The following is an 18,415-nucleotide window of genomic DNA, read 5'->3' as shown; positions in this document are numbered from 1 at the left end:
AGTATGTTTGATTGTTACTGAATGACGACGATCTGTTAGTAGAAATCAGGTCCTTCTGAAAAGTTGCTAAACGGTTCTTTAGGGACGATGACGCTGGCGATAACGTACAAGATAAGTACTGTACCGAAGCTGAAAAGTGCTGCTGCAACAGTTATGAGACGTAGGATTGTTGCGTCAATGCCTGTGTACCGAGCTAGACCTCCGCATAAACCGCTAATCTTTTTGTCACTTAGGGAACGATATAATTTTTTCATTTATTCATTTCATCCTCTCTTATGGGGGTGATTGTTATTTAATCTTGCGACCCGCTTGCTTATGTACTCATTGTAAAGCCTTTTCGAATGTCGCAAAACGGCCTGAAGACGGTTTTATATACCAGACCTGAGTCGAGGTTCGTTCCCGCAGGAAGGCGGGGGAAATATATTCATGGTTGTGGATGAGCTACAAATCGCCGTTGAAGTTAGGTACAATAAAGAAAGGAATACTTGTGACGGTGTCGAAATATGCTTATATTATGACTGCTACGGAATTGGGGGCTGAACATGAGCTTTTTTAACAAGGTTAAGGCAGGCGTGAGCGAGGCTGGGAATAAAGCAAAGACAGTGGTGGAGATCAATCGATTGAAATTACAGAACAACAGCAAGCAGAATGATATTGACCAGCAGTATCAGGTAATGGGGAAATTGTTGTTTGAAGCTGTAGCTCAAGGTGCAGGACCACTGCCGAGTGAGCAGATTGAGAAGAATATCTCCCGTATTCTTGAACTGAAATCGGAGATCGAGGTCAATCTCGGGCTAATCGCTGGGTTGTCCGATGTGAAGCAATGTAAAGGATGCGGTGGCAATGTGGCAATTGAGGCACGCTTTTGTCCGAGCTGCGGATCAACTTTTGAAGCGGCCAAAGAGCCTATTCGTGATGTAACACCATCTTCGATTACATTGGATAAGAAGGAATAAGGGATGAAGTTTACAAACTGAATAAAGCATAAGTTCAAGTAAAAGAGCAGCTTGCCAAGGCAACTGCTCTTTTTTTGCGTGCAGGATTTCGTTGCGCTCCTTATCTTGTACAACTAGCTTCGCTCAGTCGTGCAGAACTGTAATAAGAGTAAGATTAGCTGTATTCACTGCATGTTCAGACAAGCGAAATTGAGGTTTACTAAAGGGGGAACAAGACAAACGAAGGAGGACTTAGGTTATGACTCAAGCGATGCAGCGCCAGCAAGCGGTGACTATCCATAAAAATGAGGTGTTTGCCAACACCGCAGAGCAGCTTCTACCCCAGCTTATTTACCGGGATTGTAACCCTAAGCAGATCATCAGGGTCGCAAAAAGTGAAGAGGCGGTACATGGCTGGCTGGCAGAAACGATTCAGAGTGCGGAGGCCCTTTCTTCGATTGCTTTTGGTAAAGGGGAAGAGGTTATTCTGGATTTTGGAGAGCATCTGGTCGGCAAGTTGGCGATTCGGATCGTTCCAATAGGCAGCCCGCCGGATGCTCCGCTACATCTGCAGATCACCCTCGGCGAAATGCCGGTGGAGATGGCTGAACCCTTCTCGGAGTATGACGGCTGGCTCAGCAGCTCATGGCTACAGGAGGAGCGGGTTCATCTGGATGTGCTTCCTGCATCACTGAATCTTGAGCGCAGATACAGCTTCCGGTATGTAAAGCTCAAGGTTCTTGATACGTCACCGAAATATAAAGTATCCTTTGCTGAGATCAGGTGCACAGCGGAAACTTCGGCTGATCGGTCCCGTCTGGCTCCGTTGGACCACCCAGATACCGAACTGCACGCCATTGATGCAGTCAGTGTAAAGACGCTGGAAGAATGCATGCAGGAGGTCTTCGAGGATGGGCCCAAGCGGGACCGCAGACTGTGGCTTGGTGACCTTAGGCTTCAGGCGCTGGCCAATTACGAAACGTTCTCGGGCAACGATTTGGTCAAGCGGTGCCTGTACTTGTTTGCGGCTTACCCGGATGATCGGGGAAGGATCACAGCCAATTTGTTCATGAAACCCCATGTCATACCGGATGACACGTATCTCTATGATTATTCACTCTTTTTTGTATCTACTCTTCACGATTATTTCTTGGCTACAGCTGATCGGAACACGCTTGAGGAGCTATGGCCCTCTGCTTACCGGCAGATAGAGCTGTCCCTAGAACGGCTGGACGAGCGTGGCATTGTGACCGATGATGAGAGCTGGTGGGCTTTTGTTGACTGGCATCCGGATTTGAACAAACAAGCTCCGGCGCAGGCGATTTTAATATACAACTTGAAATGCGCGCTAGAGCTGGCTGTTCTTCTCGGAGATGAACGACAGAATCGTTTGCGACAGACTATCGAAGAGCTTACGCAAGCAACTTTGGAACACTTTTGGGACTCTGAATTAGGTTATTTCGTGAGCGGAGACATTAGACAGGTTTCTTGGGCCTCTCAAATCTGGATGGTGCTTGCCGGAATTGTAGAAGAAGAGCATGGGAAGGAAATATTGCTGCAGCTTCAGCAGGATTCGGCTCCCATTCCGATGACCACTCCCTATATGGTTCATCATTTCATTGAGGCGCTGATTCAGGTAGGTGAAAGGGATATCGCCATTTCGGAGGTCAAGAAGTATTGGGGGCAGATGATTAAAGACGGGGCTGATACGTTCTGGGAGCTGTATAATCCAAACGATAAGAGCTTTTCACCCTATGGCAGTCATTTGATCAATAGCTATTGCCATGCCTGGAGCTGTACGCCAACATATCTGATCCGTAAACATCAATTGTAAGTAGATGCATATTCGATAGTAGCGTGAACAACCTGAGCACCGTAGCAAGTGGTGACTCAGGTTGTTTGATTCTGCTTGCGGTAGAGTAGCGGGGTTAGTCCGTAACGATCCGCGAATTTTTTGTAGAAAAAGCTGAGGCTCTCATATCCGCATTCCCCGGCTATATCCCCAATAGGTCGGTCGCTGTGGGCCAGCAGGAGAGCGGCATATGCCATTCGATGCTCTTGTACTAGTTCGCCGAACGTTTTGCCCGTGCTTTTCTTAAGCAGGTTGCCTAGATAATTCGGATTGAAATTGAAGCGTGCAGCCAGATCCTTCAGGGAACAGTCATTAAAATGGCGTTCTAGATACTGTAGGATTTCCAGCAGATCACCCCGTTTGGTCGGAAGCACCTCTCTTAAGGAGGTGTCCTGGTTTAGCACCCGCATAAGCTCCGTGAACACGATGACCATATATCCGTTGATCATATCCGCGGAGAAATCACGGGGATCGAAGTACTCGCACATCATACTGGCGAGGGTATAGTGAAGGTTTTGACAGTTATCTGAGCGGAAGACAAGATAGCGGTCATGGGCTGCAGCGGGAGACTGGGCATTGATCAGAAAATCACTTAACCTCCCGTCAGATCCCAGCCTGGTCAGAAATGCTGCGTTCAGCGTTTCCTTTCGCATCAAAATATTGATCAGGATATCATCCTCATCGAGTGTAGAAATCGAATGGGGCACATCCGTATCCAGCAAGCAAATCTGGCCTTGGGCTAGCTCTACGATAGACCCGCTAATGCTCTGTCGGCAGCGGCCTGAGTACATGTAATTTAGCTCGATAAATGTATGCGTATGCTCTGGCATGGCGGCGAACCGGTGGTGCTTGCTGATATGATAATCGCCCTGATTGAAAAAAAAGGATTCTGGCATACGCGGAAACTGTTCCCCGTGCGGCAAGATCAATTCTTTGCCACCAAATTCATTGATGTTGCGGCGGGTGTACCGCTGTTTGGCTTCGATTACATCATGACGGCGCAAATAATGTTCAAGCTCCCTATGATCCATCAGCCTGCCCCCTCTTTTGCGGACTCACTTAATTTTCGGTATTCCTCCGGTGTGAATCCGGTCATTTTCTTGAATAGTCGGAAAAAATATTTAGCGTTATCGATCCCAAGACTCTTGGCGATCTTATATATTTTCTCATCACTGGTACGAAGCAGCAGCTTGGCACGTTCGATACGCTCTTTGTTGACATAATCAATCAGATTTTCGCCCGTCTTCTCCTTATATAAGTAGCTTAGATAGCTCGGACTGATATAGAACAGACTCGATAGATGCTCTAGCGTGAGAGGTGAGCATATGTTTTTGCGGATATATACCTTCACATTATCAATGACGTTGGGAGAGGCATAGACCGATTGTTCCTTCAGCAATTCTGCAATCGAGGCGAGCACGGTCAGGAAATATAGCCGGATTTCTTCCGCATCAAATGAAATACCCAGTACAGCTTCTAGGCTGGATGAAGTATGTTGCCCGTTCTCAACTGGGTAATAGACGGAGATCAGAGTTTTGACCTCTGTGATGATGGATCGGCAATTCTCCTTCAACTGATGGATTGTTGCTGCAGGTTGCCCTTTATAATAGTCAAAATAGTCGTGAACCCGTTCTTCAACCTTATCGATGTTCCCAGATTCAATGAAAAAGATCAGGTCTCGGCTGCCTTCCCACATCACTGGTGCAGCCTGGTAACTGCCCGGATGGTAGATGAAAAATTGTCCTTGGTCGGCGATAGCACGACAGTTCAAAGCAGACATAGATTCCTGGCGTGCCTGCGGCAGTTCCTTGACATCGCTTTTCATACCGCTGATGCCGATGCAGGCCTGTGGTCCTGTGCTGGCGATTAATTTTTTGGCTTCGGCAGCAGCCAGTTCCAGCACCTCGTTTTCTTTAAGTGAAGCGTCACAGAGCTGGAGAGAAAAAGCTAGCTTCCTGCTCTGCGGGTGGGGAAGAAAAAGATGTGTGCTCTCCAAGATGGGTTCCTGTACCGCTAACTCTTCTGGATTATAGAGGGTTAGCAGGACCATTCTGCTGGAAGACATGAGATTGCGCATGGGAGCAGACCGGAAACTAGGCGGATTGTGAGCGGGATAGAACCCCGCAACGTATTGTAGCAGGGCATGCATATCTCCAAGCAAACTCAACTGCTCCGCTTCTTTGGTTATATTGAGAGTTTCAGCCTTGGCGGACTGTTCACTCTCTATGGCAGATAACGCTTTGGAGATCGCTTGGTGGATCTCTTCTTTGCTGAACGGCTTCAGCAGATAGTGGACTACCTTGGCTGAAATCGCCTCCTGCATATATTCAAAATCGGAAAATCCGCTGATGACGATGATCTTTTTATCGGGATATTGATTTTGCAGCTGCCGAAGTAGGGATTTTCCGTCCATAACTGGCATCCGCATATCGGTGAAGACTAGATGCGGGTCCTCCGATTGAATAAGGTCCAAGGCATCCTCGCCATTGTCGGCTTCACCACAGAAGATCAGTTCTTTGGTTACTGCACTGATTTTTTTTAGTAGGCCCTGGCGGATCAAAGGCTCATCGTCGACGATTATGAATTTGTACATGATTTAGCCTCCTTTCGTCGTTATTTGGATGGGAGTGTAAGGGTAATTGTAGTGCCTATCGTTGGTTCGCTAGCAATAGTCAGTCCGAAATCAGAACCGTAATAGAGGGCAATGCGTGAGTGCACATTTTTAATGCCGATGCTCTGTCTGCTCCGGTGGCCAAGCCCCATGAATTCCGGCGGTTGATGTAGCAGCGTTTGAATTTCCTTTAGCCGTTCTTCTTGAATGCCAATCCCGTCATCCTGAATTTCAAAGATAATCCGCTTGGTATCCGGGTCCAGAAAGCCCTTTAGTAAGAGCATGCCGTTACCTCTTTTATTCTCCAAGCCGTGATAGACGGCATTTTCCACTAAGGGCTGAAGGATCAATTTGAGGATTTTCGCTTCCAGAACGGACTCCTCAATCTCTTTAACAAAACAGATTTTACTACCGTAGCGGATCTGCTGAATGGCCATATAGTTGTCTACATGCTGAATCTCGTCCCGGGCAAATACCAGCTCACTATCGGTCTTGATGCTATAACGGAACATATCCCCCAGCGCTTTGGTCATGACAGCAATGCTTTCGACTTCTTCAATTTCGGCTATGCTGTTGATGGATTCGAGTGTATTATACAGAAAATGCGAATTAATCTGGGCTTCAAGCGCTTTCATTTGTGAATCCATGGTTAGAATTTTATTCTGGTAGCTCTCCCTGACAAAGATGTCGATGTCCTTCATCATTTTGTTGTATTCTGCATAGAGAAAGCCGATTTCGTCAACCCGTTTAGGCTTGATTTCGGTTGTAATGAATTTTTGCGATTTGTTTTTACGCATGATTTTGGCAAGCTGGGTTATCGGCTTTGTAATCCAGTTGGACAATAGGACGGACAGCAGAATGAAAATGACCGCACAAGTAAGGGAGATATAAAGGATCAGCTTGTTGGAAATTCCGTATTTCTCATACAGCTCACTTAGTGAAATATTTGCGATAACGGTCCAGTGATATACTGGTAGCCGCTGAATGACGGTCAAATTATTTCCGTTGTAAAATTCCAGCTCATCGCTTTGCATAGCCTTGGTCTTAAGTGTTAAATCCTCCGGCAGCCGTGAGTCCGTGTTCTGACCTGTACTGTTGTAAATGATGTTGCCGTCGTCGTTGGCGAGGACCAAATAGCTCATGTTAGGTACGGCGTCTCGGTTTAGTCCTTTGAAAATATCCAGACTGCAGTCCAGCATAAACACACCAAGAAATTGCTGGGTCTTCATATCGTAAAGTGCGCGGGAGAATACCAGAGACGGTTCGGAATTGATGATATAAGGCTTTACACCAGGCTCGCCAATATAAAGCTGGCCTTTGTTGGCAATGGTCTTCTGATACCAAACATCCTGGAGCGGGACATATCCCACCTTCAGCTCCGCTGTGCTGCCATAGCTGATATTTTTGCCGTCAGGAGAAAAAAGGTAGATTCCATTTACATAATCATAGCTTAGCAGCAGGTTCTCAAAGATCAGCTTCAGCTTGTTTTGTATAATAAAAATGTCATAGGAATCGCTGGTGCTGGCTAGTTTTTTTAGTTCGTCGCTTACTGTAGTGTACGCAGTCGCACTGGAGGTTTGCTGCTGAATGGTGAGTGAAATACGTTCAATATTTCCAAAAATATCCTCTATACCCTTAACGGTATTATGGATAGTGTTGGAGGCAACGAGTGAGGTTTGCTGGTTGACTAGATTGGTATAGCTCCGGTAGGAGTTATAAGTGACGATCACAATCGGAATGACAGATACAAGTACGAGTGCAAGAAAGAGTTTGGTTTTGATACTTGAGAATTTCATTTGCTCTCCTCCGATTTAGCCATTCGTAAAATAGTGCACCCTAAATGCAAAAGTAATTATACCGCTTACAAGATTAAAATAACAATACAGCAACCAACAAAATATGGATGCCGAGAAATAAAAGTGATAAGAAAACAGGGAGGTTATTCTATGAAATCACGTACTAAAAAACGGACAGGAACCTTAATGCTGGCAGTGTTGCTTGCTGTTCTTGCAGGTTGTGGTTCAGGAAACAACAGTAACACCAGTAACGCTGAAAATAGTGGAAGCGCTACAAACACTCCGGCAGCCACAGCGGACAGCACGAAAAAGGTGACGCTGACCATGATGGTATCTGGCACCAAGGCTCCAGACGGTCAGGATTTCGCACTTGATATCATGCCTAAGCTCGTGAAGGAAAAGTTCCCTAACGTTACACTCGAAACTTCCAAGCTTCCAGATGAGCAGTATTTCACTTCGATTCGTACAAAGCTTGCTTCAGGTAAAGGTCCGGATATTTACTGGGTATTTCCAAGAAATGCGTCCCTCGGTGTCTTGGATATGGCAAAAGCCGGCTATGCGGCTGATCTATCGGATCTGACCTTCTGGGATAACATCAGCCAGGGAGCGAAGGATGATATGTCTTATGAGGGTAAGCCTTATGGAATCGCAGGAGGCCTAGACTATCTCGGTGTGTATTACAATCAGGATTTGTTCAAACAAGCTGGCATTACGGAAATGCCGAAGGATTGGCCTTCGTTCCTGGAAGCTTCCCAAAAGCTGATAGATGCGGGCATTACTCCAATCTCACTCGCAGACAAGGACCCTTGGTTCCTCCAGTTCGGCATGTATCAAATCGCGGCGAATGAGGTTTATCCGGATGAAATGGATTTCGATACCAAACTCCAAGCAGGAGAGAAATCGTTGACAGATCCAAAGTGGGTGGATACGGTCTCCAAAATGAAAGAATTATATGACAAGGGTTATGTGGTTAAGAATTCACTAGGACTTGGAAGTGCCCAAGCTGCTCAACTGTTCGTAGACGGCAAAGCAGCCATGGTTTTTGACGGAACCTGGGATTATGCAACATTGACGGCCAAAGGTGCAGCCGATTTTACCCGTGGATTCTTCTCTCTGCCGGCTAACGAGCCAGGCCAGCCAACTTATGTCTCTGCTGCCACGGCTGCTGGTTTTGCGCTTAACGCTAAATCAGAGAATCTGGACGTAGCCAAGGAAGTTATGAATTACCTGTTTGATGGCCAGTCGGACCTATTCAAGGCTTGGACCGAAGCCAACAGTTCGATCAGCGTGTATAAAGGTGTTCCACTGAATCATGACCTGTTCAAGGATGTTAACGATTCATACTTGAATAATGGTAAGTCCGTATACTTCCCGAACCAGATGTGGCCAACAGGTGTAGCTGAAGAGATGGAAGCCAAATTCGCTGAGATTATTGGTGGACGTAAGACTACTCCGGAGCAGGTTACAGAGGCTATGGATGCCAAGTTCAAGGAATTGTGGAAAAATTAAACCGGAATCACTGAAGATCGTCCCGCCAGTCCTAACATTTTAGATCGTTAAGCTGGCGGTACAATTCTGGATAGGAGGATAAAATAGAGATGAAATCGACTGTAATGAAAAAAACGATGTATTTTTTCGCGTTGCCAGCACTGATCTTTTATTTAACATTCTGGATCTTCCCGATCACTAAGCTGTTTCAATACAGCATTACTGACTTTAACGGGTACGCCCAGACCTTTAATTATATCGGCTTTGATAACTACAAGGACTTGTTTAGCGGAGGTACGCTGGGCAACTCGATCAAGAATACACTCATTTATACAATAGTCAGTGTAGTGGGGGGCAATCTGATCGGACTCGGGCTGGCACTGCTACTGAACATGAAGATTCGAGGCAAGGGCTTTTACCGCTCCATCTCTTACATTCCGACCTTATTTAGTGCGATTGTAGTCGGCTTCATTTGGAGTTATGTTTATATGCCGGACAGCGGGATGATTGCTACGTTCTTGAGTAAGCTCGGGATTGCAAGTGATAATTTGAATTTTCTAGGCAGCTATTCCACGGCGCTGTACTCTATTATTTTCGTGGAAATCTGGAAGAACGTCGGAACAACGATGATTATCTTTCTGGCAGGTCTTCAGACCGTTCCTAGTGAGCTGCTCGAAGCCGGTAGAATTGATGGCTGCGGTGCCTGGAAGCTATTGCGATTTGTGAAGCTCCCATTGCTCGCCACATCTATTACGATCAATACGACGTTAAGTTTAATTAATGGTCTGAAAGCCTTCGATTTTCCGTTTATTATGACCAATGGAGGTCCTGGAACTTCGACTAACACCCTGATTTACTCAATTTATAAAATGGCGTTCACGGAGCAAATGTTCGGCAAGGCCTCGGCGCTTGGGATTATTTCGTTTATGCTGATTATCGCTATTACTGCGGTTTCTGTCCTGATGATGAATAGAAAAGAGGTGTCAGCATGAGCAATGGAACAGCAGCAGGCAACATCCTGCAGCAGCATAAACCTGTCCGAAACGTGCGGAAACCTGTTAAAGCCGGGTCACTTCTAAAAAAAATACTTGTTCAGCTCCTCGTTATCGTAATTATGGTACTGAATCTGATTCCGCTTGTGATCGTGCTGTCCACCTCATTGAGATCACCGAGCAACAACACAAACCCGCTTGATTTGTTCAATGAGATATCATTTACAAGCTACCGGACAGCCTTCGAACGGATGCATTTTGGTTCCGCTTTACTAAATAGTGTGGTGCTGACAGCTATTTCCGTTCTTCTAGTTGTGATCTTCGCGGCTATGGCTTCCTATCCGATGGCCCGAATCAGAAGCAAATGGAGCCAGTTTCTGTATCTGTTCTTCCTTGCCGGACTAGTCGTACCAGGACAGATGGTTCTGATTCCAATCGTGCAAATGATCAACAGTTTGGGTATTCCAAGTACGCAATATACGCCGATCCTGATGTTCGTTACCTGCAGCCTGCCGTTTTCAACATTCCTGTACACCGGATTTATTCGTAGTGGTGTTCCAGAGGAGGTAGAAGAAGCGGCACATATTGATGGTGCGGGACTTTTACGTCGGTTCTGGGCAGTGGTGTTCCCGCTGCTGATTCCAGTTACAGTTTCGGTCATCATCACGCAGGGCATCTGGATTTGGAATGACTATTTTTTCAATATGACGTTTATTTCCAAGTCCTCGCAGTCTCCCCTGCCGCTAGCCATGCTTGGCTTCATGGGTGACCAGCAGAATCCAACCCAGTGGAACGTCCTATTCGCAGCTTGTATGCTGTGTGCGCTTCCGCTATTGATTGCCTTTTCGTTCCTGCAAAAGTATTTCGTGGGCGGACTTACGGTGGGTTCCGTGAAAGGCTAATCTTCAGAGACTGCATCATGTGATTTCTCATCGACGACTCTTTAAATTTCTGAAGAGGACAGCAACAACTAGACTGTCATCAGTTAAATGCGAGAGACTTGTCCAAAAAAATTAAAAGGAGCAATCACATGAGCAGTGGAATGAAAGGTTTTTCCCTCAGAAAAATAATTGTTGTTAGTCTGATTTTGGCTCTTATCATTTCCATGATATCAACGGTCGCACCGAATCAGGCGAGAGCGGCTGATAATGAACCGATTGAGTTTGCTAGAGGCGCATCTAACATGCCGATCTTTGATGGTGTGCCAAGTCATCTGGATGCATTTGTAGATTTGATTTTAGCTGATATGAGCATTGAGGATTTGGCATATTATGCGGATCAGAAGAGCGCCGGCACAGCCCGTACAATCGCGGGAGGTTATACATTGCCCGGAACGGCAGCCGGTGGAGTTGACCGTGTTATGGGTGTAAGCACAGATATGCCTTCCATGCTCGCTTTGGGGCAAAGCTGGAATAAGGATCTTGTCAGCCAAGTGGGGACGGTCATGGGGAATGAACGGCGGGGGGAAGTGACCCTGGCTAATCCGAATACTTTGATGTTCTCTGCCGTATCTGATTTACGGACGAACCCACTTAGCGGTAGATTTGAGGAGGGCTATGCAGAGGATCCTGTACTTGCCGGAACGATGATTAATTCCATGGCTAAGGGCATCACTGGCTACGGCGAGGCTGGCAACGAAGATGGTTTCTGGCTAAAAGCTCAATTGGGTACGAAGCATTATACCAACTATCTGGCGCAATGGTTTAGAGCAAGCGGCCAATTTTATGCAAGCGCCCGAGCGCTCAACGAATACCAAATGAAAAGCTTCCTATATCCTTTACAAGCTGGCGTGGTACAAAGCATTATGACTACTTATGGTCGAACGAACGGAGTTCCTAACCATATCTCACCGAATATTATCCGTGCTTCGAATTCAAATCCGTATAGCATGCTGCCGGTAGGCGATTTTATAGCTGCCGATCGCGCGATGACCGCAGGCTTCAACAACGGTTATCAGAACTATACGGACGCAGACGGTGCGGCAGCGCTTTTACTGCTTAGCGGAAATCATGCCAATACGACAAGCTCCACCCGCACGAACATTCTGAATGCAGTAAACAATGGGACTTTTGGTGTGACCCGTGTGGATCTAGAGAATAGCGTCCGCGGTCAAATCGAGATGTGGGTGCGTACCGGATACTTTAATGAGAAAAATCCGGATGGTTCGCCAAAAAGCTATCCATTCTCGGATTTAGCCAGCGACCGGAGTCCACAGAATTATACATTGAGCGAAAGCCAGGCCGTTGCGCTCGACGCTTCACGAGAAAGTGTTGTTCTGCTGAAGAACGACAACAATTTGCTGCCGTTGTCCAAATCCAGCAACGTTGCTGTAACGGGGCTGTTGGCGGATACCCGGTTTAAAGCGACTTACTCTGTATCTAAAACACCGGTATTGCCTGGGGCTGGGCTGTCCCCACTCGGAGCCATTCGGGAAGTGATTGGTAGTGGCAATGTTACCTTTGGTACAGGCGCTCCCGTAATTGCGTTCGATTCTGTCGCGAATCATCAAACGGTTACGGCTTCAACTTATACGAATGGTGCTCAGCTCACTGCGAATTTCCTTGCACCGGATATGGCAACCGTAACAGATAGTGTCTATGCCTATAGTGCTGCCGGAAAAGCTTATACGGCATCCCAAGCATTTGAGGCTTACGCATGGGGCCAAGGCGGTTATAGCTACTTGTCACTTGCCAATGGAAAATGGCTGAAGGATGTAACAAGCGGCAGCAGTCGTACAGTACAAAATAGCGATGCCACTAAGCTTAATCTCGTTGAGAATCCATTCTCCAATGTGGCGGATGCCAGTACGCTTCCGGGTCGCTTCCGTCATGAAGCAAATAGCGACGGTACCGTCTCTCTGATCTCTGGCACGTATTCGGAGAGCTTCGGAGGTGGATTTGAAACCGCCTACTATACCGCTGGTCGGTTTGTTACCGTGAACGGATCAGATGGACTTGATCTGTCGTCGACTACTCTGACTAATCAAGCTGGCGCCGCGGCGCGAACTGACAATCAGAAGTTCCAAGAAATTGTCTTGAAGGAAGCGGGAGCTGATGCGAGTGCTTGGGCTTCGGGCAATGATTACGCCGTAGTTGTGGTCGGTGCGCCGGCCAGACATAGTGCTGGCGAAGGTGCAGACAGATCGGATCTTAACTTGGGAGAGGATCAGTACAAGATTGTGTCTCAAGTAGCGCAGGCTTTTCCGAAAAAGACGGTTGTAATTGTTAAGTCGAATGCGCCGGTGAACATGGAAGCCATTCAAAACAATGAGAATGTAGCTGCCATTCTGTATCAGCCGTATGCCGGTCAATACGATAGCAAGGTGCTTGCGGATGTGCTGTTCGGTGATTATGCACCTACTGGCCGCTTGTCTTCGACATGGTATGCCGGAATGGAAGCTTTGCCGGTTCTTGATCATTATTCATTGCCTGAAGGGGTAGCGACTCCGGTGACTTTGGCCGAGCTCGACCCGCGATTTACAGTGGATATGACAACCGGTGATCCGCTTGAGAGTAAGCTGACTTACATGTATACCGATGCCCAAGTAACGTATCCATTCGGTTACGGACTGGGGTACAGCAGCTTCCAATATTCGAACTTAAGCGTGCCGTCTGGCGTTAGCGGTAAAGAGCCTTTTGAAATCACTGTAGATGTGACGAATACGGGAGCTGTTAATACTTCTGAGGTGGTTCAGTTGTATATCAAAAACAACAACTCCAAGTACGGTGATCATACACCTAAGAAACAGCTGGTTTCCTATGAAAAGGCGTATATTCATGCTGGAGAGACGATGACCGTTCAGCTTACAGTGAACCCATCCGATTTCGCCGTGTGGGACGTCAACCGCAATGAATATGTGACCGAGACGGGAAGTTACACTCTAATGGTGGGCGAATCATCTAATCATCTTCCGTTGTCCGCAGCACTCTCCTACGATGACGAGAGCATTGCGAAGCTCGATGCGGCCAAAGAGCCTGTCAGCGTATTTGATCATGCTTTTGCTTCTAAAGATGTGATCTATCGAGAGGTTTCCAAGCTTCGTACAGCGGAGGGGCTTAAAGCGAAAGAACCCGAGAACGGATACTATGCCGTCATGTCAAAGAATAGCAACTCCTGGGTGGCACTTAACCAAGTTCGCTTATCCGGTGTAACGGGCATCACCTTGCGTGGGGCTTCCACGAATGAAAGTTCAGTGGTGGAGGTACGAGCAGATTCACCAACGGGAACACGTTTGGCGGTCGTTACATTTGATGCTACTTCTCCTGCAATCCACGAGGTGCCAGGTAGCACATTTAAAGTGACCGAGTTGGATTATACGGATGTGTCGGGAGAATTGTTGACCACGCTCTCTGGTATGCACGATCTATATCTAGTTTTTAAAAATCCGAATGTTCGAGTGGACAGCATCCAGTTGACTGGTGCGGTGCCAGGTAGCGTTGTGCCAACAGCACAGGCTGGAAACCAGCAAGCCACTATAAGCTGGCCAGCTATCGCGAATGCAGAAGGCTACAAAGTGTACGTCAAGGAAAGGGAAGTCTACACACCAGTTACCGAGCATATTTCCTGGAAAGATAACGGTCTTGGCGCAGTGATTACGAAATTGAACAATGGTCAATCGTACACATTTGCCGTATCAGCAAGCAACGTGTTGGGCGAAGGAGCCAAGTCGGACATATCGGTTACACCGACAAGCGGTAGCAGTAGTGGCAGTGATAGCGGGACGAATCCGGGCACCACTGCGACGCCAACACCAACACCGACTAGTAGACCAGCAGCGTCGGAGACACCAAACCCTGGAAATCCGCAGCCGGGAACATCGGAACCGTCAGCAACATCTTTCCGGGATATTCCTAGCCGATATGACTGGGCAAGGCAGGCCATCGACAAGCTTGCGGCGGAAGGCATTATTAAAGGCACTGGTGAGGGAATGTTCTCGCCGGGAGGAAAGATCAAGCGGGCGGACTTTATTGTGATGGTAGTCCGAGCCTTCAAGCTAAGTTCGGATTCAACAGATCAGTTCGCTGACGTCAATTCGGGCGCTTATTATGCTGAGGCGTTGACCATCGCCAAAGCTCTCGGAATTGCTAAGGGTAGTGCGGACGGAAACTTCAATCCGAATGCCGAAATCAGCCGGCAGGATATGATGGTGCTGATCGCTAGGGTGATGAAGGCAGCTGGAAAGCTTCCCGAAGAAGGTTCAATGGCAGATCTGAAAGGATTCAGAGATGCTTCAAAGGTTTCCAGTTATGCGGTAAGTAGTATTGCATCACTAGTCAAGGCAGGTATCGTTAAAGGTGACGGAGTGAATCTGAACCCGGGTGGAACAGCGAGCCGTGCTGAAGCAGCGGTGCTCATCTACTATACCTACAAGAAATGATCTAGTGCGTGTAGGTTGATGTGATAGCCAAACAAAGACCTGCGGGAGGCGCGCCAAGGTGGGCGGCCTTCTGCGGGTCTTTTGTTGTTGGTAGTCACGATTTTGAAATTCTCACAGCAGGAAAATTTGTCCCTAAGCTGGGCACGTGAAAAGGTATAGTTGGGGTAGGAGAGCGATTTGTAAAGTATGTTGAATTCTTGCACTGTCACAGGGAACGCAATACCATTTCGTCCATATTGATGGGCTTGACCGTGTAATCGTCAATGCCTGCGCGTAACCCTTTTTGTTTCGAGGAAATATCATCCCGGGCGGTTATAAAAAGAATAGGGATAGTCTTGTTAATCCCTCGCACCGTTTCTGCAAATTCAAAGCCATCAATCTCCGGCATCATAATGTCTGAGATGATAAGGTCGTACAGATTGATATACATCAAATCATATGCCTCACGCGGGTTGAAACAACCTTTGACTTCGTAAGGGACAACAAGATTATTGACCATATTAATCTTCCTGTTTAAGACGAATGAATTCATCATAATCGCAATATGTTAAGAAAATGTTTGAAAACAGTGTGAAAATATAACATTTTGGACACTGGCTATATATCCTTTATGCGAGTAAAATGTAATTCGTGAAAAAAACACATGAAGAAGGTCCTTTAATTGGATAAAAATGATACCCGTAAATTGCTCGACACCTGGTTTAATTTTAAATTTAGGCTGTTGGCAGGTGGAATTGCAGTTGGATTATTGTCTGGAATTGTTGTTGTGTTATTTCGTTTTGTTCTGGAATATGCTTTGGAGCATGTCCTTATTTTTTATCATTATCAATTGGAACATCTATGGCTGGTGCCTATGTGGCTAATTCTGCTGGCAATCGCTGGATGGTTTACTGGTATGCTTGTTAAATATCAACCCGCTATTTCCGGAAGTGGTATTCCTCAAGTAAAAGCGACACTCCAGAATAGATTAGAAATGAATTGGTGGAAAGCAGTCATCGCCAAATTTGCCGGGGGTGCGATCAGCATTGGGGCAGGGCTGTCTCTAGGCAGAGAAGGTCCTTCTATTCAAATTGGAGCGCTGGTTGCGGAGGGTTTCAGCCGTGTATTGCGAACTACGAAGACAGAATCGCATATGCTGATTACCTGCGGAGCTAGTGCTGGACTTGCAGCGGCCTTCAATGCGCCGATCGCAGGTGTCATCTTTGCACTCGAAGAAGTACACATGAATTTTTCGCCATTGGTCATGATTGCCGCGCTGGCCTCATCGCTTGTGGCTGATTTTGTGTCTAAGGAATTTTTTGGCATGAGTCCGGTGTTTCATTTTTCCAATATTGGAGCCATTCCGCTTTCACAGTTCTATCATTTAATTCTTTTGGGCATTCTTGTAGGCGTCATGGGGATGTTTTTTAACAAAGGGATTTATGGATTTCAGGATTTATACAAAAAAATAACCTGGCTGCCAGCACAGTTTCGACCAGTGATTCCTTTTTTATTAGCTGGCATATTAGGGCTATGCCTACCTTCAGTGCTTGGTGGAGGAAACAATCTGATCAATGATCTGGTAGCAGGTCCCTTTTCATTAAAGCTTTTAATTCTTATTCTGGTTGTTAAATTTCTGTTCACCTTGATCAGTTATGGCTCATCCGCCCCTGGCGGCATATTCCTGCCTATGCTAGTGATTGGTGGAATCGTAGGTGTGATTTACTGTAAGCTTGCGAATGGCCTGATGGGCAGTCCTGTACTGAGCGAAAGCAGCTTTCTTATATTGGCGATGGCGGGATATCTTACTGCCAGTTTGAAGGCACCTATAACGGGAATTATATTAATCACTGAAATGACAGGAACATTCACGAACCTGCTGTCTACGGGCGTCGTTTGCCTTGTAGCGTATATGACCGCAGAGTTTTTTCGTTCGCAACCTATTTATGAGGTGCTGCTCGAGCGTTTCCTTCATCAAGGAAAGACGGAATCTCAAACCAAAGAATCCGGCAAGATTATTTTGGAGTTTCCAATACACGCTGGCTCGCTGTTAGATGGAATCTCCATCAAGGAATATAAGTGGCCTGCCGAATGTCTTATTGTATCTGTGAAGCGCGGCTCGGCGGAGAAACTTCCGCACGGTGATTTTGTTCTGCTTGGGGGAGATTATCTAACTATACTCACTGGTGAAAGATATGCCTCAGATGTTAGGGAATCTTTGCATATTGCCGCAAGCGAAAGTACATGGACATAATTGAACAGCTGATGGATGAGATCATTATTGAAGCTGTAGCTGAGTGACTAGGCATGGGCTGTACAATTTCCCCCGTACATGCACTTCTGGGCATCTACCCACATACAATAAGATGACCATGAACCCGTAAGGCTAACAGATCGGTTTCATTGTACAAGTGCGGGAGGTGTCGCCAAGTTGCCTGGATTCTTAAGTACGATCGCGTTGCTAATCAAAGAACTGACGTTGCTGGTATCTTACGTAAGGAACAACGCATTTCCACAGCCGCTCTCGGAGCAGGAGGAAAGCAAATACTTAGGCATGATGGCTGAAGGGGATGCTAAAGCCCGGAATTTGCTTATCGAGCACAATTTGAGACTTGTCGCCCATATAGTAAAAAAATTCGATAATACTGGAGAAGACATGGAGGATTTAATCTCCATCGGAACAATTGGCTTGATTAAAGCTATCGAAAGCTACCGCCCCAACAAAGGCACAAAACTGGCTACATTTGCGGCTCGTTGTATTGAAAACGAAATCCTAATGCACCTAAGATCGCTCAAAAAAACTCGTAAAGATGTATCTTTGCACGATCCAATTGGGACAGACAAGGAAGGTAATGAAATTACGCTTATCGATATCCTTGGCTCCGAAGCAGATGATGTCATTAAAGAGGTGGATCTGAAGATCGAGAAGAGCAAGATTTATCGAAACCTTGATATACTGGATGACCGGGAAAAGGAAGTTGTAGTGGGCAGGTTTGGTTTGGATACTGGTGGAGAAGAGAGAACTCAGCGGGAAATTGCTAAGGAGCTGGGGATCTCGCGGAGTTATGTTTCGCGGATAGAGAAGAGAGCACTCATGAAGCTGTATCATGAGTTTTATAAGGCGAAGCGGTGAAACTAAAGAGTCTGTCTACGGGCAGACTCTTTTTGCTGTCATATGTAGACTTATAGTTCAAAAGAATTATGTGAAATGTGAAAGAAATCGGTTACAGTGTGCTTGAGCAATTGGGACAATCAAGGCCTTTGTTAGAACATAGCAGAATTTTCGAATAAAGCTGAAGAAAACGCTGTTCGAATCATTAAAGAAAGAGCATTTCGAGAAGAAACATAAGCTTACCCCTGGTACTATTGCAGGGTTGCATACGTT

General features: G+C 46.5%; 13 protein-coding genes. 8 read left to right on the top strand and 5 right to left on the bottom strand.

All coding sequences use genetic code 11. The features are described 5' to 3' along the window. Positions 1-35: 35 nt before the first annotated feature. Positions 36-254: a PspC domain-containing protein gene (locus NSS67_RS26930; protein WP_339316799.1), complete on the bottom strand. Its 219-nt coding sequence runs from the start codon at positions 252-254 to the stop codon at positions 36-38. A gap of 288 nt (positions 255-542) precedes the next feature. Here NSS67_RS26930 and NSS67_RS26925 point away from each other — a divergent pair, with 288 nt between their 5' ends. Both NSS67_RS26925 and NSS67_RS26920 read left to right on the top strand, forming a co-directional pair. Continuing rightward, entirely contained in the window at positions 543-956 is a 414-nt protein-coding gene (locus NSS67_RS26925) for a zinc ribbon domain-containing protein (RefSeq protein ID WP_339316798.1), read from the top strand. Between the two features lie 238 nt (positions 957-1,194). After that, positions 1,195-2,769 carry a sugar hydrolase gene (locus NSS67_RS26920; RefSeq protein ID WP_339316797.1) on the top strand — a complete coding sequence of 525 codons (1,575 nt, stop codon included), beginning with the start codon at positions 1,195-1,197 and terminating at the stop codon, positions 2,767-2,769. A 56-nt stretch (positions 2,770-2,825) separates the two neighbouring features. Here NSS67_RS26920 and NSS67_RS26915 read toward each other — a convergent pair whose 3' ends face one another. The 3 genes from NSS67_RS26915 to NSS67_RS26905 are packed head-to-tail and all read right to left on the bottom strand — an operon-like array spanning position 2,826 to position 7,194. Then, positions 2,826-3,818, bottom strand: a complete 993-nt coding sequence (locus tag NSS67_RS26915) for a helix-turn-helix domain-containing protein (protein WP_339316796.1) — start codon at positions 3,816-3,818, stop codon at positions 2,826-2,828. Further along, entirely contained in the window at positions 3,818-5,380 is a 1,563-nt protein-coding gene (locus NSS67_RS26910; RefSeq protein ID WP_339316795.1) for a response regulator, read from the bottom strand. Before NSS67_RS26910 ends, NSS67_RS26915 begins: the two co-directional genes overlap by 1 nt. 20 nt (positions 5,381-5,400) lie before the next feature. Continuing rightward, positions 5,401-7,194: a sensor histidine kinase gene (locus NSS67_RS26905; RefSeq protein ID WP_339316794.1), complete on the bottom strand. Its 1,794-nt coding sequence runs from the start codon at positions 7,192-7,194 to the stop codon at positions 5,401-5,403. Positions 7,195-7,344: 150 nt separating this feature from the next. On the opposite strand from NSS67_RS26905, the gene NSS67_RS26900 reads away from it, so the two are divergent. From NSS67_RS26900 to NSS67_RS26885, 4 genes are all read left to right on the top strand, one after another. Beyond that, a complete protein-coding gene (locus tag NSS67_RS26900) occupies positions 7,345-8,703 on the top strand; it encodes an extracellular solute-binding protein (RefSeq protein ID WP_339316793.1) in 1,359 nt (452 codons plus the stop codon). A gap of 89 nt (positions 8,704-8,792) precedes the next feature. Next, positions 8,793-9,674 carry a sugar ABC transporter permease gene (locus tag NSS67_RS26895; protein WP_339316792.1) on the top strand — a complete coding sequence of 294 codons (882 nt, stop codon included), beginning with the start codon at positions 8,793-8,795 and terminating at the stop codon, positions 9,672-9,674. Beyond that, entirely contained in the window at positions 9,671-10,576 is a 906-nt protein-coding gene (locus tag NSS67_RS26890) for a carbohydrate ABC transporter permease (RefSeq protein WP_339316791.1), read from the top strand. Before NSS67_RS26895 ends, NSS67_RS26890 begins: the two co-directional genes overlap by 4 nt. Before the next feature lie 128 nt (positions 10,577-10,704). Further along, entirely contained in the window at positions 10,705-15,051 is a 4,347-nt protein-coding gene (locus NSS67_RS26885; RefSeq protein ID WP_339316790.1) for a glycoside hydrolase family 3 C-terminal domain-containing protein, read from the top strand. A 205-nt stretch (positions 15,052-15,256) separates the two neighbouring features. Here the strand turns inward: NSS67_RS26885 and NSS67_RS26880 are convergent, their stop codons facing one another. Further along, the gene (locus tag NSS67_RS26880; protein ID WP_339316789.1) at positions 15,257-15,550 is read right to left on the bottom strand and encodes a response regulator; all 294 of its coding nucleotides are present in this window, start codon (positions 15,548-15,550) and stop codon (positions 15,257-15,259) included. 162 nt (positions 15,551-15,712) lie between these two features. Between NSS67_RS26880 and NSS67_RS26875 the strand changes: the two genes are divergently transcribed. Both NSS67_RS26875 and sigK read left to right on the top strand, forming a co-directional pair. Then, a complete protein-coding gene (locus NSS67_RS26875; protein WP_339316788.1) occupies positions 15,713-17,284 on the top strand; it encodes a ClC family H(+)/Cl(-) exchange transporter in 1,572 nt (523 codons plus the stop codon). 177 nt (positions 17,285-17,461) lie between these two features. Next, on the top strand, positions 17,462-18,163 hold the full coding sequence (gene sigK / locus NSS67_RS26870) for an RNA polymerase sporulation sigma factor SigK (protein ID WP_042125228.1): 702 nt from the start codon (positions 17,462-17,464) through the stop codon (positions 18,161-18,163). Positions 18,164-18,415: the final 252 nt, after the last annotated feature.

It is taken from the genome of Paenibacillus sp. FSL R10-2734 (assembly GCF_037963865.1).
Lineage (GTDB): Bacteria > Bacillota > Bacilli > Paenibacillales > Paenibacillaceae > Paenibacillus_AQ.
Note: the sequence above shows the minus strand (reverse complement) of the source record. Positions and strands in the feature narration are given on the sequence as shown.

Excerpts from the sequence above, each read along its gene's own strand:
- NSS67_RS26930 (WP_339316799.1), bottom strand. The coding sequence starts at position 254 with ATGAAAAAATTATATCGTTCCCTAAGTGACAAAAAGATTAGCGGTTTA.
- NSS67_RS26925 (WP_339316798.1), top strand. The coding sequence starts at position 543 with ATGAGCTTTTTTAACAAGGTTAAGGCAGGCGTGAGCGAGGCTGGGAAT.
- NSS67_RS26920 (WP_339316797.1), top strand. The coding sequence starts at position 1,195 with ATGACTCAAGCGATGCAGCGCCAGCAAGCGGTGACTATCCATAAAAAT.
- NSS67_RS26915 (WP_339316796.1), bottom strand. The coding sequence starts at position 3,818 with ATGGATCATAGGGAGCTTGAACATTATTTGCGCCGTCATGATGTAATC.
- NSS67_RS26910 (WP_339316795.1), bottom strand. The coding sequence starts at position 5,380 with ATGTACAAATTCATAATCGTCGACGATGAGCCTTTGATCCGCCAGGGC.
- NSS67_RS26905 (WP_339316794.1), bottom strand. The coding sequence starts at position 7,194 with ATGAAATTCTCAAGTATCAAAACCAAACTCTTTCTTGCACTCGTACTT.
- NSS67_RS26900 (WP_339316793.1), top strand. The coding sequence starts at position 7,345 with ATGAAATCACGTACTAAAAAACGGACAGGAACCTTAATGCTGGCAGTG.
- NSS67_RS26895 (WP_339316792.1), top strand. The coding sequence starts at position 8,793 with ATGAAATCGACTGTAATGAAAAAAACGATGTATTTTTTCGCGTTGCCA.
- NSS67_RS26890 (WP_339316791.1), top strand. The coding sequence starts at position 9,671 with ATGAGCAATGGAACAGCAGCAGGCAACATCCTGCAGCAGCATAAACCT.
- NSS67_RS26885 (WP_339316790.1), top strand. The coding sequence starts at position 10,705 with ATGAGCAGTGGAATGAAAGGTTTTTCCCTCAGAAAAATAATTGTTGTT.
- NSS67_RS26880 (WP_339316789.1), bottom strand. The coding sequence starts at position 15,550 with ATGGTCAATAATCTTGTTGTCCCTTACGAAGTCAAAGGTTGTTTCAAC.